Annotated in this window: 12 protein-coding genes; 1 reads left to right on the forward strand and 11 read right to left on the reverse strand. The window is 56.1% G+C overall.

Going from position 1 to position 15,198, the window contains the following annotated elements; all coding sequences use genetic code 11:
* Nucleotides 1-205: 205 nt before the first annotated feature.
* The 10 genes from E0D86_RS19500 to E0D86_RS19545 all read right to left on the reverse strand — a co-directional run bounded on the left by E0D86_RS19500 (nt 206) and on the right by E0D86_RS19545 (nt 13,774).
* On the reverse strand, nt 206-1,873 hold the full coding sequence (locus E0D86_RS19500) for a hypothetical protein (RefSeq protein WP_131651713.1): 1,668 nt from the start codon (nt 1,871-1,873) through the stop codon (nt 206-208).
* Nucleotides 1,874-1,977: 104 nt separating this feature from the next.
* Nucleotides 1,978-3,351, reverse strand: a complete 1,374-nt coding sequence (locus E0D86_RS19505) for a heavy metal sensor histidine kinase (RefSeq protein ID WP_131651714.1) — start codon at nt 3,349-3,351, stop codon at nt 1,978-1,980.
* Nucleotides 3,352-3,448: 97 nt separating this feature from the next.
* Complete coding sequence (locus tag E0D86_RS19510; protein WP_131651715.1) at nt 3,449-3,679, reverse strand: hypothetical protein; 231 nt, start codon at nt 3,677-3,679, stop codon at nt 3,449-3,451.
* A gap of 23 nt (nt 3,680-3,702) precedes the next feature.
* Nucleotides 3,703-3,960: a DUF2933 domain-containing protein gene (locus E0D86_RS19515; RefSeq protein ID WP_131651716.1), complete on the reverse strand. Its 258-nt coding sequence runs from the start codon at nt 3,958-3,960 to the stop codon at nt 3,703-3,705.
* 29 nt (nt 3,961-3,989) lie between these two features.
* Complete coding sequence (locus E0D86_RS19520; RefSeq protein WP_131651717.1) at nt 3,990-4,307, reverse strand: co-regulatory protein PtrA N-terminal domain-containing protein; 318 nt, start codon at nt 4,305-4,307, stop codon at nt 3,990-3,992.
* 137 nt (nt 4,308-4,444) lie between these two features.
* Complete coding sequence (locus E0D86_RS19525; protein ID WP_131651718.1) at nt 4,445-4,801, reverse strand: copper-binding protein; 357 nt, start codon at nt 4,799-4,801, stop codon at nt 4,445-4,447.
* Nucleotides 4,798-7,962, reverse strand: a complete 3,165-nt coding sequence (locus tag E0D86_RS19530) for an efflux RND transporter permease subunit (RefSeq protein WP_131651719.1) — start codon at nt 7,960-7,962, stop codon at nt 4,798-4,800. The genes E0D86_RS19525 and E0D86_RS19530 overlap by 4 nt, the downstream gene beginning before the upstream one ends.
* Complete coding sequence (locus E0D86_RS19535) at nt 7,959-9,404, reverse strand: efflux RND transporter periplasmic adaptor subunit (RefSeq protein WP_131651720.1); 1,446 nt, start codon at nt 9,402-9,404, stop codon at nt 7,959-7,961. The genes E0D86_RS19530 and E0D86_RS19535 overlap by 4 nt, the downstream gene beginning before the upstream one ends.
* Nucleotides 9,401-10,678 (reverse strand): TolC family protein, encoded by a 1,278-nt coding sequence (locus tag E0D86_RS19540; protein ID WP_256681280.1) that lies wholly within the window; start codon nt 10,676-10,678, stop codon nt 9,401-9,403. The genes E0D86_RS19535 and E0D86_RS19540 overlap by 4 nt, the downstream gene beginning before the upstream one ends.
* A 735-nt stretch (nt 10,679-11,413) precedes the next feature.
* Nucleotides 11,414-13,774, reverse strand: a complete 2,361-nt coding sequence (locus E0D86_RS19545) for a heavy metal translocating P-type ATPase (RefSeq protein ID WP_131651721.1) — start codon at nt 13,772-13,774, stop codon at nt 11,414-11,416.
* A gap of 270 nt (nt 13,775-14,044) precedes the next feature.
* Between E0D86_RS19545 and E0D86_RS19550 the strand changes: the two genes are divergently transcribed.
* Nucleotides 14,045-14,671, forward strand: a complete 627-nt coding sequence (locus tag E0D86_RS19550; protein WP_131651722.1) for an HAD family hydrolase — start codon at nt 14,045-14,047, stop codon at nt 14,669-14,671.
* Between the two features lie 208 nt (nt 14,672-14,879).
* On the opposite strand, the gene E0D86_RS19555 is transcribed toward E0D86_RS19550, so the two are convergent.
* Entirely contained in the window at nt 14,880-15,185 is a 306-nt protein-coding gene (locus E0D86_RS19555) for a hypothetical protein (protein WP_131651723.1), read from the reverse strand.
* Between the last annotated feature and the right edge of the window lie 13 nt (nt 15,186-15,198).

The following is a 15,198-nucleotide window of genomic DNA, read 5'->3' on the forward strand; positions in this document are numbered from 1 at the left end:
AGCACCAGGCAGGCGGCCTCTCGTTTGAACTCGGGCGTAAAGGAACGACGTTGCTTGGTCATCAGACACCTCTCTATGGCGAGCATTCTCGCCCTAAATGGGTGTCCGGAATCAGTAGACCACTACATCGGCTACTGGCGCTGGCACTGAGCGGCAAGCTTGGTTCTGCGCTCTAGGGGAACCTCTGGGGCGTGCAAGACCGGCATCACTCATTTCGAAACAATAGTCCCTCGATCTTATTGTGTTCTTCGAATGTCGGAAGAGCAGATGAGTCTACATTGCCAGCACTATCCGACTGGCCGTTTTTCGGTGAATCAACTTCAGGGTGGTAACCACCATCTGCGTCGAACGCTACCCAACCGTACCATTCTCGGATGACTTTGGACGGCTGGCCGGCTTCCATTGCCACATACCAATCCGCCAATCGGAAGCGCTTACCGGCAAGTTTCGAGGTAGCCCTTTCGGCACGAACCAACGCCAGATAGAGCGGGTGCGGCAGCTCCTCTACGGCGCCGTTTTCGTCGAGCAAGAAAGTGAACGAGGCGTGTGACCGTTGCTCTGAGGAGCCAGCTCGCTCCTCTTCCTCGCCTAGGGTAAACACAGGAGCAAAACCGCCCCCCTCCGTTCGAAAGTTGGTCGTCTGTCCTTGGTAAACCCTGGCAGCGTTCCACTGCACCTTGCCAGCATAAGCGTACGCGCGTAGGTCAAACTTCATCGGACGTACCTGAGGGTCGGCGACGGTTCTACGCTCGCCAGGAGCCACAAGGGACTGGGCCACGTAGTTTCCGCCAAGGATTTCTTCCCACACACGCTTGGTGAGCTTGTCTCCTCGGTACGCACCGCGACTACCAAACCCACTGACAGGTTTGAAAAAGAGGCTGCGGCGTTTTTCCCAAAGCTGCTCTGAATTACGATGCTCGACAGGGACCGTAAGCGGGACGTACTGGGCCAATACGGCTCGGGTCTGCGGATCAATGCCAATCTCTTCCAACAAACTTGCGTTGGTTAAGTCGACCAGCCTGCGTTTGTCGGCGTAAAGGGCATAGGCCTGAGGGTGTGGCGTTACCGTCACAGCATCAGCTAAATAAGCGCTCCGCAGCGCGCTGCAATTATCGCCTTCCAGATAGAAATCGGTGAGTCGGTTGTAGACGAGATCCACAGGCTTTCCGTCGATCAAGAGGCAATCGTTGTGAAAGGCCAGATCGGCTGGGTCTGCGATCATGCAGTCGATCCGTGCTGACTCGAACAACCGCTGAAAGAGAAAAAACTCCGGGTACAGGTACTGGGCTTGTGGGCTTTCATCCAAGATGACCAGGCGCTTGAGCGGTCGTTGCTCTCCGCTCGCAGACCATTCTTTGGTAAACATCTCCAGAATCGAATGCTCGAAGCCGCCAGCACCTTCCGGCCCCGGCGATAGCCCGACTACGCCGCTGCAACAACTGCGCTGCGCACGGGCGAGCAATACGTTCAGCATCGCTCCGCCCGCATTTGTGTTTATTTCGATGAGACCAAGCTTGTCCTCATCCAGGTGAAAATCGTAGCCGAAGAAGACGCCACGCGCGCCCCGGGGACTGTGTCGCGCAATAGGTGGGGCAGAACCCAGAGCATGTTCATGCCAAGCGGGCAAGCTCACGGTTCGCTCGATGGCCTGGATGACCTCACTCACCTGGCGCAGCCGCGACGGCGATACAAAGACCGGTCGCGCAGCAAACACATGGGGGCAACGTGACTTCAATAGATCTGACAGCTCGGGATTGCCAAGCTGTTCGGCCAGTGCATTTGCAAGCGCAACCTGATCCAGGCTTACACAGAAGCACGCTTCGTTGAGCGCTGAGGCTGTCGTACCGCACTTTCTCAATGAGGATGTATGCACGGGAACCTCCAGGACCAAACATACAGGTTCGAAAGGCGTGACCTCTTTCGGTTCAGCTGGGCATTTTCTATAGCATCGGTCAGAGGCATTGCAGGCCTGCGCCATTAACTGGACATAAGCCTTGGAAGCGTCATTGTGAAAGTCGTGTGCCCCTCATCCGATTTGCAAGCGATGCGCCCCTTGTGTGCTTCAACTATCGAGCGAGTGATAGCCATGCCGAGGCCCGCATTCATGGTGGTACCTTCGCGCCTTGCGGTATCGACCCTGTAGAACCGATCGAATATTCGGGTGTGAAGCTCGGCTGGAATAGTTGTGCCTCGGTTGGAAATAGCTGTGGATACCGAGGTACCGCTCTCGCTTATTTCAACGCTGATGGTGCTGCCTTCCTCTGCATACCGAACTGCGTTCGAGACTATGTTTGAGATAGCCCGTCTTAGCATTGACTTATCACCATGCACCGATCCATCGCCTGAAAGCGCTATTTCTACCTTTTTGTCCTCGGCCGCAAGCTCGTAATATTCAATGACGCTCGCGGTAATCTCAGCCATGCTGGCCTCTTCGGCATTGGGCGTAATTTTTCCGTTGTCTGCCTTGGCGAGAAACAGCATGTCATCTACCATTTTTGACATGCGCCTAAGCTCTTCGAGGGCGGAATACAAAATGTCTTTGTAGTCGGCATTCTCGCGATCGCGCAAGAGTGCGACTTCTATCTGGGTAAGCATGCTGTTCAGGGGGGTTCTTAGTTCGTGAGCAATGTCCGCCGAGAAACCTGACAACCTGAGAAAAGAGTCATCTAGGCGCGAGAGCATTTCATTGAAGTTGTCCACAAGTTCATGAAGCTCGCCTGGCACTGACTCGGTTGGAATTCTGGTATCCAAGCAATTGGCGGTTACCGTAGAAGATGTCTTGGACAGTTCGTCGATCGGTTTTAAACCCTTCTTGATCAGAACAACACCTAAAGCGCCACTCAGAAGCGCACTGACCGCCAGCGTATAAGCAAACCATTGCTGAATCATTTCGAAGAAGTGGATCCGGTGCGTTACATCCAAGGCCAAATAGATAACAGTATCCTGCCCTTCGATCCACCGGTTTACTTTTCTGGTAATTCCGCTGTACTGATGGCCACCGAAACTTACCGTCCAGCGTTCCTCTTGGAGGCCGGTGACAAGAGGCAGCAAGCTCTCAGACAAATTGTGGTGCGAATAAACAGTCTTCCCGTCTACCACGACCGCAGTTGCGAAACCAAAGGAGTGCTCAATAACCTTATCAATTCTTGATGCGGTTTCTTGTCCGAATGCCGTACTGCTGCGTAGCGTACGCTCTACTGCAGCGGCCTTTTCACTCAGCACTTGCGCATCTTTGCGTTCGAAATGGAGCTGGCAAAAGTAATTAAAGCTTATTGCAGCCGCCAATAACACAACCGTAACCACGAGCATGAAAGCTATCGCCATTCTGCTCGTCAGTGACACTTTACCCATCAGTACGATCCTGTTGGCCCATCACGCACAAAAGCAGGTACAGCACCCGAGGAGGAGCCCTACCTGCTTCGATCACTGCCGCTAGCACTTTTGTATTCTAGGCCTCGTCTGGATTTTGGCCATTTTGCGAGTGGCTGGCTTTGGCGGCCCCCATCATTTCACGGCATTCTTTCATCATTCCATGCATGTCGCCCATCATTTCCATATGCATGCCGCCACTCATCATGCCGTTTTCAGAATGGCTTTTGCTTTCTTTATCTGCCGCTGCGAAACTCAGCCCGCTCGCCAGAGTGATTGCAATTGCTGTTACTACTATGGTCTTTCGCATGTTAAATCTCCAAGTTTGATGGATTATTCGCTCTTGCTTAACAAGGTATTTTCGGCGACCTCCGGCTCCTTGGATTTGTCACACTTGCCGCTGGACATATGTTTCATGCATACGACCATCATCAACAGGCAGGGCAAGAGGAAAAGCAGGCTTGGCAAAGTAGTTGCCAACGCCCCGGTGCTTTGGCTCATGAGCATGTAGCCAACCACAGCGGCGGTTAAACCCGTTACGACCGGGTTGCGCTGCAGGATGGTTTTCATCTTCGAAAATAGGCTGTTCATCGGATTAACCTCGGTTATTAATCTGCAGGTTAGCCGTTGTTGACGCCTACTGGTGTGCTCAAGAACTCTACCGTATGGATCATTCCGTCGGGGGTCTTTACCTTCATCTCGTACGTCTGTACTTTTGCGTTAGTTCTATAGTTCTGGATCATGCCAGTCGTGCCGGTCGCCCCGGCGGGTGCAATGCTCAGCACATTACCTTCTTTAACAAGCGTTTTTAGTGTGGGCTTTGCTCCCGACGTATTATCAAGGCGTTGCAGTGTTCTGTCGCTTCCGCCTTCGGCCATTGCAAGCGAAGAAGCAATGGTCAGAATTAACGGGAGAAATACTTTGGTCATGCGGCTCATGGGTAACACCTCTTGGTTAGTTATGCCTTTAGGTTAAAGGGTCGGTCCTTACCAGGAGCTGTTCTCCACGTTACAAAGTTGTAATTAACGTAATTGATCTGATAGCGACCGCCGCGTGTGCGGCGGTCCTTCTTTTCTTACTGCTTTTCAATGCGTGTAATGGTTGAATTCATGCCTTTCGAGGTGAACTCGAATTCGACTTGGTCCCCCTCCTTCAACGCTTTGAGCTGATCAGGCTTTGCTTTGAAGCCCATCGTCATCGACGGCCAGCCCAGCGCTTCGACTGGGCCGTGGGCTATGGTGACGGTCCCGATTTCCTTATTCAGTTTCTTGACCGTACCGGTGGCAGTAGCGGTCTGTCCGGCCGACTTCTGGTCCATTTGCATGTTCATGCCTTTGTGATCCATGGGCATGCCGTCCATAGGCTCCTTTTCGGCGGCATAGGCGACTGGTACCAGGAAGAGTGTGGCAAGGGTGATGTGCTTGATGTTCATGGATGTTCTCCAGTGGGGTTGGTTGCTTGCTGGGTGGTGACTCGCAATTGCCGACGGCGCATCAGCAGGTAGGCTGCCGGCAGAACGAACAGGGAAAGCAAGGGGGCGGTGATCATCCCGCCTACCATCGGGGCGGCGATGCGGCTCATGATTTCGCTGCCGGTTCCGCTACCCCAGAGGATGGGCAGCAGGCCGGCGATGATCACTGCGACGGTCATGGCCTTGGGGCGCACCCGCTGTACGGCGCCTTCACGGATTGCGTCGAGCAGTACGCCTTCGCCTTGGGCTCCGGCGTTAACGCGATCTGTCCATGCGTTCTTCAAGTACAGCAGCATGATGACGCCGAACTCAGCGGAAACCCCTGCCAGCGCAATGAAGCCGATTCCGGTCGCTACGGATAGGTTGTACCCCAATAGGTACAGGAACCAGACGCCACCGGTAAGGGCGAATGGCAGCGTAGCCATGATGAGCAGCGCCTCGCCAAAGCGGGCAAACGTGAGGTAGAGCAAGACAAAAATGATCAGCAAGGTAGCCGGAACGACGAGCTTTAGCTTCGCGTTAGCTCGCTCCATGAATTCGAATTGACCGGAATAGCTGATGCTCATGCCGGACTCGAGCTGGACGCCTTCGCTGATCCTTTCCCTCAAATCGCCAACGACCGCCGCCATGTCGCGGCCTCGAACGTCGACGTAAACCCAACCCGACAGCCTCGCGTTTTCGCTTTTGAGCATTGGCGGCCCATCGGTCACCTGTACCTTCGCCACAGTCCCCAAGGTGATCTGACTGCCTTGCGGCGTGTAGATAGGCAGGTTGCGCAGATCGCTTATCGAGTCGCGCCACTCGCGACCATAGCGGAGGTTGATGGGATACCTGGCGAGCCCTTCCACGGTTTCACCAATGGTTTGACCACCGATGGCACCGGCCACGATTGATTGCACGTCCGCGATATTCAGGCCGTAGCGCGCGGCGGCGACACGATCGATATCCACATCGATGTACCGGCCACCGGTCAGTCGCTCAGCGAGCGCCGAACTGACCCCAGGCACCGTTTTGGCGATCTGCTCGACCACCAGGGTCGCTTTGTCGATTTGCGTGAGGTCAGTGCCGTATACCTTCACCCCTATCGGGCTTTTGATCCCCGTCGCCAGCATATCGATGCGGTTTCGAATGGGCGGGATCCACAGATTTGCCAGCCCGGGCACCTGCACCGTGCGATCCAGCTCTTCCACCAGTTTTTCCGGGGTCATTCCAGGGCGCCATTGGTCCTTTGGCTTGAATTGGATGGTCGTCTCGAACATCGTCAGCGGTGCCGGATCCGTCGCGGTATCGGCTCGGCCGGCTTTGCCGAACACGTGAGCCACCTCGGGCACGGTCTTGATAAGGCGGTCAGTCTGCTGCAGTAGCTCGGAAGCCTTCTGGGCGGAGAGGCCTGGAAGAGCGGTGGGCATATAAAGCAGGTCGCCTTCATCCAGCGGTGGCAAGAATTCACCACCGAGGCGAGAGGCGGGCCACAGGCCCGTCAAGAAAACCAGAACCGCCACAAGCAGGGTCATTTTGGGCCAGCGCAGCACAGCATCCAGGACCGGCTTGTAGATCCAGATGAGGCCACGGTTGAGCGGATTGCGGTGTTCGTCCGGGATATTGCCCCGTATCCAATACCCCATGAGCACCGGAACCAGCGTTACCGACAGACCCGCGGCCGCTGCCATTGCATAGGTTTTGGTGAACGCCAGTGGGCCGAACAGCCGGCCTTCTTGCGCTTCCAGGGTGAACACTGGGATGAACGACAGCGTGATGATCAGAAGGCTAAAGAACAGTGCCGGCCCCACCTCAACGGCTGCGTCAGTAATGACTTTCCAGTGCGCCTGGCCTTTCAAGGTGGAATCGGGATGCCGCTTGTGCCAGGCCTCGATGTGCTTGTGGGCGTTTTCGATCATGACGATTGCTGCATCGACCATCGCTCCGATCGCGATAGCGATGCCACCCAAAGACATGATGTTTGCGTTGATGCCTTGCCGCTGCATGATCACAAAGGCAATCAAGATGCCGATCGGCAACGAAACGATGGCGACCAGAGATGAGCGCAGATGCCACAGGAATAGTGCGCAAACCAGCGCAACGACGATGAATTCCTCGATGAGCTTGTGGGTGAGGTTTTCAACGGCACTGTCGATCAGCTTGCTACGGTCGTAAGTCGTGACGATTTCGACGCCTTCGGGAAGGCTCGCTTTGAGCTCATCAAGTTTGGTTTGAACGGCAGCGATCGTTTCCCGAGCGTTCTTGCCGCTACGCAGGATCACGACTCCGCCGACTACCTCGCCTTCGCCGTCAAGCTCGGCGATGCCGCGGCGCATTTCCGGGCCAAGCTGGATGTGCGCAACGTCCCCTAGGGTCACGGGCACGCCGCCGTCGAGACGCAAAGGAATGGCTCGAAAATCCTTGAGTGTCTTGAGATACCCGGTCGCACGGACCATGAACTCGGTTTCCGCGAGTTCCAGAACACTCCCGCCGGTTTCACGGTTGGCCTCATCGATCGCCGTTGCAATCTGCTGCTGCGTCACGCCTCTGCTGGCCATGCGTACGGGATCGAGTACCACCTGGTACTGCTTGACCATCCCGCCTATGGGCGCGACTTCCGCCACGTTGGGCAGTGTCTTGAGCTCATAGCGCAAGAACCAATCTTGCAAAGAGCGCAGCTGCGAAAGGTCATGTTTGCCCGTTCGGTCTACCAACGCATATTGGTAGATCCAACCGACACCCGTGGCGTCAGGCCCCAAGGCGGGTTTGGCGGCGGCGGGAAGCCGACTCTGCACCTGGCTCAGGTACTCCAGCACCCGTGAACGGGCCCAGTACAGATCCGTGCCGTCTTCGAACAGGACGTACACGTAGCTGTCCCCGAAGAAGGAGTAACCGCGGACTGTCTTCGCGCCGGGGACAGACAGCATGGTCGTTGTCAGCGGGTAGGTGACCTGATTCTCGACAATCTGGGGTGCCTGCCCGGGGTATGGCGTGCGAATGATGACCTGAACGTCGGAGAGGTCTGGCAACGCATCAACAGCGGTGTTTTTGACCGACCAGACACCCCAAGCCACCGCGAACACAGTAGCCAGCAGGATCAGGAAGCGGTTGGCCACTGACCAGCGGATTATGGCTGCGATCATTGTTGGCCCCCGAGCTTCTCGATGCGCTCGATGACCAAGCCTTCGTCGCTTTCACGCACGCCAACACGGACACGGTCGTTCACTTGCAAGCCTGAGAGGAGGGACTGATCGGCAACGGGAAAGGACATGGTCATTCCAGGCATGTTCAGCGTCTTGAACGGCCCATGCGACAGGCCAACCATGCCATCTTCCAGGCTGACGATCGTACCTTCAGCCTCATGCAAAGCAGGTTTGACAGGCGATGCCGGCTGCTCCAGACCCTGAGCGGTCAGCCCGCGTAGGCTCGCCTCTGAATCCAGGAGGAACTGACCGGATGCCACGACCTTCTGACCGGCTTCCAGCCCTTCAAGCACCTCTGTCTGGTCATCGAATTCCCGGCCTGTGCGAACCTCAATCGGGCGGTAACGGCCTTGATCCTCGGCCAGCATCACCAATGCGCGCCGGCCGGTGCGAATGACCGCCTCGGACGGGATGACCAAGACATCTTCGACGTTGCGACTCAACGTCACCTCGGCCGTCATGCCGGGGCGAAGCCGCTGCTGCGGGTTGGGCAGTTCGACTCGGACACGCACAGTGCGGCTATCCAGGTTGGCTTGCGACAGTACGGCCTGGATCGTGCCTTCCAGCGTTTCACCCGCAAAAGCAGGGAGGCGGGCTGTCACCGACTGCCCCGGCGCTAAATTTGTGATCTGCGCTTCAGGCACCGCAACCTCTAGCCAAACCGAGTCCAGCCCATTGATGCGTGCGAGAGAGGCGCCGGCGGGGACGGTCATGCCCTCGCGGACATCGAGACTGTTCAACACGCCACCGATCGGGCTCGTTACGGTCCATACGGGGCGCGCCTTACCGGTGCGTTCCAGCTGCGCAATGACCTCTGGTGGCATGCCAGCAAGGCGCAACCGCTGACGGGCTGCTGCGAGGAGCTGGGGTTGGCCGACCCCTTTGAGCGCCAGGTACTCTTCCTGTGCCGCTGACCATTCGGGCACCAACAGATCGGCCAGCGGTGCGCCTTTTTTGATGACATCTTCCGGCGCTCGGTCGTAAACGCGCTCGACAAAGCCACCAGCCCGCGCCTGCACAACCGCTACGTCTCGCTCGTCGAACATCAATGCGCCTGTCGCTTCGAGCGACTGGCTAATCGACTCGCGCGTTGCGGTCGCCAGGCGCATACCCAGGTTTTGCGTCACGCTCGGATCGATGCTAATCGACGCCCCGTCACCGCCTTCATCGGCATAGCGCGGAACCAGGTCCATATCCATAAAGGGGGATTTGCCCGGCTCATCGAATTTCTGTTGCGGATACATGGGGTCGTACCAATAAAGCACCTCCTTTTCTTCTTCCGCTTGCGCGAACACAGAGGTAGACAGACCGACAATGCCCCCAGTACCGATAATCAGCGGAAGGCTTAGGACGACGGCCAGCCGCTTGAGTAGAAATGTCATGGTCGGGTATCTCCAAAGGCAAAATGCAGGCGGGCGTTGCTCAGCGATCGGTCGCGGGCTACGTCAATACGACGCAGGCGAGTCTCAACGAGCTGGCGGCGCGCATCGATCACTGCGGTCAGTTCGCCGGTCCCGGCGCGGTAGTCCGCCATGGCAAGGCGGACCTTTTCCTCGGCGAGTGGCAGTAGGGTTTCTTCAACACGTGCGAATGCGCGGTCAAGGCGCTGATATTCAGCCAGGTCGGCGGCCAGCTCCTGGTTATGCATACGCAACATCGCCTGACGCTGCGCCTCGATCTGTGTGAGGCGCGCTCGCTCAGCCGCGATCTTTGGATCCTGTCGAGAGCTGGTAAACAGCGGCAGGTCGAAGCTGACGCTGAGGTTGACCATGTCGCCGTATTCTCTGCCGCGATGCAGATAGTCGACGCCCCAACTCCAGTCCGGAGTTTTTTCGGCGACTGCCTGGCGCACCTTGGCCTCCGCCTGTTGAGTCATCGGATCAAAAACGAGCAAGTCTGGATGTTGGTGAAGGTTGTGCTGGTAATGATCAAAACTCTCAAGCCATTGCGGCCAAGTGCCGGTAAGTGGCGCGGTTGCTTCGTTACCTATCCAGCGGCGAAGCTCGGCCCGTGCAACAGCCTGATTGCGTAAGAGTTCGTCCTCCTGCTCAGCCAGCAATGCTGCTTCTTGCTTTGGAGCCACGCTATCCGCGGCTTGGCCCCGACCACCGGCAATGCGTGCTGTCACAGCCCGCAAGAAAAGCTGGTTTTCGCCGTAGAGCTGTTTGAACAGGCTGAGTTTCTGCTCGACCGCGAAGGTGGCAATCCACGCCTCGGCAGTGTTTTGCCGCACTTTGAGCCGCTCAATGGTTTGTTGGATATCGGCGAGTGCTACATCGGCTTCCGCCGACTCGACACGCGCACGCCTTTTCGCTCGATTAGGTACGTCTTGCATGACCCCGACCATCTGCATGGTCATGAAGTCTTCATCCAGCCGCCAGCGTTGCTCGCCTTCAATAGGCACGTTTTGCAAGCCAAGTTTCAGCTTTGGGTCCGGTAGCTCACCTGCTGGAATGGCTGCGCTACGCGCTGCCTCTAGGTTGGCCCGCTGAGCATCGAGTGAGGGTGCTTCTTGCTCGGCCAGGTTCAGGGCCTGCTCCAAGGTTAGAGCGAAAGCGGACCCAGGCAGGCCAAAAGCGCCCGCCAGCAGGGCGGCCGAAATGGCACAAGCCCGCAAATCTTGGGGTTTCATGGTCAATGATTCCTGATCTTCCATGCGAGCCAGAGGCGCGCGAATTCAGCCCAGATTTCTACGGCTGGGAGGTGTTTAGGAGGGGATCGGAATCAGACCCGAGGTGGATGCCAGACGGGCTCAAGCGCTAAGGACGGAGCGAGGCCAATTGAAGGGGATGGGCGATGTGAATGTGGAAAATAGACCGCTGGCCTTTCCGTTAAGCTCTGAAGCATGCTGCTTGTTTGGCATTCTTGGCCGTTTTTGCAGACGCCTTGGTGCTTATGGCGGTGTTCCAGTGCGCAGCAGTCATGCTCAGCATCCAGTGCCTGGTTCGCAGCAAGATTTACGGCTTTGGCAGGTATCGTGGGATTTCCGGTTGTCATCAGCATTTGCGCCATCCCGGTAATTGGGATAGCGACACTGAGGAACAATGAGAAGCACAACCGGATGAACAGCTTCATATGATTAGTCTATTGGGTCTGAGCTTTTGGCACAACGGGCCTGCCGATAAGGAACCTGTTGCTGTAACCGAGCTTCCACGCAACTGAATGTTTGGCTCAACGGGCGTACCTTACAGAGCGTTTGCTGTCAGAAACCTGTTACTTACATTACTGTTTTGTCAGGAATTTTAGGGCCTGATGGACGTTGTGCATGCCGAGCAAGAGAACGCGACAGCGGGGCGCTTGCCCACACCGCCCGATACGCAGCGCCAAAGGTGTCCATCAATCCAGGTAGGAATGGGCAAATCAGCCCTCGATCAAACTGACGCTTCCATAGCTAGATCTTCGCGCTGCGTAGCCTAAGCGCGTTGAACACCACCGACGCTGAGCTAAGGCTCATAGCTAAGGCCGCGATGATCGGCGATAGAAGCAGTCCCATTAACGGATAGAGAACACCGGCCGCAATTGGGATACTTATACCGTTGTACATGAAGGCAAACAGGAGGTTCTGCCGCATGTTGCGGACGGTAGCAAGCGAAAGGGTTCTAGCCCGAACGATGCCCATCAGGTCCCCTTTTACTAAGGTCACCTGAGCACTGTTCATTGCTACGTCTGTCCCGGTACCCATCGCAATCCCTACATCTGCACGCGCCAGAGCTGGAGCGTCATTGATGCCATCACCCGCCATGGCCACGATTTTCCCTTGCGCCTGTAGCTTCGAAACTAACTGCTCCTTGTCTTTTGGTTTGACCTCCCCATGGACTTCTTCTATTCCCAACTCCCGAGCTACGGCCCGGGCGGTTGTCAGCCCATCACCAGTAGCCATGATGACTTTGACGCCGTTCGCTTGAAGGTTTTCCACCGCCTCCTTCGAAGTTGGTTTGATTGGGTCGGAAACCGCTAGTAGGCCAGCAAGAGCCCCGTCTACGGCTAAAAAGATAATGCTTGTACCGTTCTCACGGAGCTGCTCAGCCTTGTCTCTCAGCTCGTCCACGCTAACACCTGCTTCCTGCATAAGTGCCGTGTTGCCGAGCTGCAATTGCTTGCCCTCGACAATTCCCCGTACACCGATTCCGGAGCCCGACTCGAAAGTTTCAGGCCGTACCAGTTCAATTCCTTGGCCTCTGGCGTGGTCAACGATGGCATGAGCAAGTGGATGCTCGCTGCCTTGGTCAAGGCTGGCGGCCAATCGGATCACTTCCCGCTGGTCGTACGGCGATACGCCTTCGGCCCTATCAAAGACTGGCCGGCCCTCCGTCAGAGTCCCCGTCTTATCAACAATCAAGGTATCAATCTTACGGACGTTTTCGATTGCACTGGCGTCCCTGAAAAGCACACCGCTACCGGCGGCCTTGCCAGTAGCGACCATGATAGACATCGGTGTGGCTAGCCCAAGCGCGCATGGGCAGGCGATGATCAAAACCGCGACGGCGTTGATCAAGCCGAACATCCAACCATGCTCAGGGCCAAAAAGCCCCCAGCCCATAAATGTCAGCAAGGCGATGCCGATTACGGTGACTACAAAGTATCCCGCGACTTTGTCGGCCATGCGCTGCATAGGCGCTTTGGACCGTTGCGCATTAGCTACCATCTGCACGATCTGGGAGAGCATTGTTCCTGAGCCAACCTTCGTGGCCTTCATTACCAGGGAACCGCTGGTATTGAGCGTGGCCCCGATTACCGTATCACCAACTCGCTTGGTAACTGGCACAGGCTCGCCAGTCAGCATCGATTCGTCGACAGCACTTTCACCTTCAAGCACCTCACCGTCGACTGGGACCTTTTCGCCTGGTCGGATGCGTAGCTGATCGCCTTCTTGAACATCATTCAAAGGGACATCCACTTCGGTTCCATCATCAGCGATACGACGTGCTGTCTTAGGGGAAAGGCCCAAAAGAGACTTGATCGCGGATGACGTCTGCGAACGTGCCTTAAGCTCAAGCAGTTGGCCCAGAAGCGTCAAAGAGATAATGACCGCAGCCACCTCATAATAAACCCCGATCCCTCCTCCCATATTGAATGATTCAGGAAAGAGGCCAGGTAGCGCTGTCGCTACCAAACTGTAGAAATACGCTGCTCCGGTCCCTATGCCTATTAAGGTCCACATATTGGGGCTGCGCTGTCTGATTGACGCGAGCCCTCGTTTGAAGAATGGCCAGCCTGCCCACAGCACCACAGGCGTAGAGATAGCTAGCTCAACCCAGCTCTGGCTAGCGCCGTGAAATAGCGGTATCGAGTGTCCCGCCATGGCCAGTAACGTCACAGCAACCGTTAACGGCAATGACCACCAGAACCGCTTTGAAAAGTCCTTGAGTTCAGGATTCTCGTCTTCATCAAGTTCAGGGATCACTGGTTCCAGTGACATTCCGCAGATAGGGCAGTCACCTGGTCCCATTTGGCGAATCTCAGGGTGCATCGGGCAGGTGTATTCGGTCGTTACATCACCGTCGGGTGCCTTCTGTGCCGCCGACGTAGAAGCCTGAGACGACGCCCCATGATCCCGCTGTGCAGTGAGATATCTAGCAGGATCAGAACGAAACTTGGTCTGGCAGCCCTGGCTACAGAAGCGGTAAGTGCTTCCCTGATAGTGCTCTTGATGCTCGCTGTCCTCTTTCACCTTCATCCCGCAGACGGGGTCTGTGAGTCCTGCAGATCCTTTCGTTTGGTCAGGCTGATGATGGCAATGCGAGGAGGTCATGCGGGCTCCTTGATAAGTTAGTTAGCGACGATCATGGCTACTACACCGACAGTTGGGGGGATTTCTTCCATAATCGCTACGTCTGACAGCCAACATATGAAAAACGTCCTGACTTAGAACTGAAGCATCAATTACATTTTCGTAAGGTTGGCCTAAATTCTTCGGGCAGAAATAGTCAGGCTGCCTTCACAGAAGATGCTCGAATCTAAAGAATGAGGCTCGGCCCCGCATATTGGACGGCGGTTCGCCTTTAACCGTATAGGTACCAGCGTGATACAAGCAGTAGTTTTCGACGTATTCGGCACGCTGCTCCAAATTGGCGAGCGACGCCATCCTTTCCGTCAACTCATGAAGCAGGTGCGGCTTGAGGGCAGGCAACCCAAGTCGGACGATGCGCGGGCTTTGATGACGAAAAATTTAGGCTTGGCTGGAGCAGCCGCTTATTTCGGCGCGCAATTGAGCCACTCCGAGTTGGCTAGCCTTGAGGCCGACCTTTTCACTGAACTGGCCAGCGTTCGCCTTTTCGACGACACCCTGGAAACGTTAGCTCAGCTCAAAGACGCTGACCTGAAGCTCGCGTTGTGCTCCAACCTGGCGGCGCCTTACGCGATTCCAGCCAAGCTACTATTGTCCAAGTTCGACGTTTACGCGTGGAGTTTCGAGATCGGAGCGATAAAGCCAGAGCCTGCTATCTACTATCAGATGATAGAGCAGCTTGGCTGCGAGGCTTCCGCCATCGCTATGATTGGAGACACGTTGGAGGCCGACGCCCTAGGGCCGATTGCACATGGGATGCAGGGTTACCATTTGCAGCGAAGTGGGATATTAGGGGAGTCCGGATTCGCCTCGCTGACTGATTTTGCTTCTTATGTCGTGCAGCACGCACGTCACGCATAGCTCTAACGCTGTGGCAGATCGGCGCTAGACTACTGGGAACCGCTGGTATTGAGCGTGGATCCGATCTATATCACCGGCTCGCTTGGAATATTGCATGACTACAGCTGCTCAGCGCCGTGCGCACCTCGCAGCTTCACGTTGCTAAAGGCCCTTCGCTCAAAAGTGAGTTAGCTTCACCCGCAGCCCATTCGGCGCCTTCTCACCTTTTTTAAGAATTTCTAAGCGTCTTCGTAGTGCAGCTGCTCGCCCATTCCAAGTCGTACTGCACTTCAAGGTGAAAGGCCTCATAGAGTCGCCAGGCCTTTTTGCTAGCTTGCTCCAAGGCCTCCTCCACCCAGGCTTCTGTACGGGTTCTATTCACATCAGGCTGGGGTGGAAGCTGTTCACGAAGCGCCTCGAGCTTCACATAAACAGCATAAGCAGCATCGCGACTCTGTGCGGCATGCCCTTCGGCAATTTTGCCGTCCAATCCAGCCATCAGCTGTTCTATCTCAGCCGTCTCAACGTCACTCACAAGCTACGCGTCT

Origin of the sequence: Pseudomonas sp. IC_126 (assembly GCF_004331835.1) — a bacterium.
In the GTDB taxonomy this organism is placed as follows: domain Bacteria; phylum Pseudomonadota; class Gammaproteobacteria; order Pseudomonadales; family Pseudomonadaceae; genus Stutzerimonas.

Coding starts and splice junctions, on each gene's coding strand:
- E0D86_RS19505 (WP_131651714.1), bottom strand. CDS start 3,351: ATGGGTAAAGTGTCACTGACGAGCAGAATGGCGATAGCTTTCATGCTC.
- E0D86_RS19510 (WP_131651715.1), bottom strand. CDS start 3,679: ATGCGAAAGACCATAGTAGTAACAGCAATTGCAATCACTCTGGCGAGC.
- E0D86_RS19515 (WP_131651716.1), bottom strand. CDS start 3,960: ATGAACAGCCTATTTTCGAAGATGAAAACCATCCTGCAGCGCAACCCG.
- E0D86_RS19520 (WP_131651717.1), bottom strand. CDS start 4,307: ATGAGCCGCATGACCAAAGTATTTCTCCCGTTAATTCTGACCATTGCT.
- E0D86_RS19525 (WP_131651718.1), bottom strand. CDS start 4,801: ATGAACATCAAGCACATCACCCTTGCCACACTCTTCCTGGTACCAGTC.
- E0D86_RS19530 (WP_131651719.1), bottom strand. CDS start 7,962: ATGATCGCAGCCATAATCCGCTGGTCAGTGGCCAACCGCTTCCTGATC.
- E0D86_RS19535 (WP_131651720.1), bottom strand. CDS start 9,404: ATGACATTTCTACTCAAGCGGCTGGCCGTCGTCCTAAGCCTTCCGCTG.
- E0D86_RS19540 (WP_256681280.1), bottom strand. CDS start 10,678: ATGGAAGATCAGGAATCATTGACCATGAAACCCCAAGATTTGCGGGCT.
- E0D86_RS19545 (WP_131651721.1), bottom strand. CDS start 13,774: ATGACCTCCTCGCATTGCCATCATCAGCCTGACCAAACGAAAGGATCT.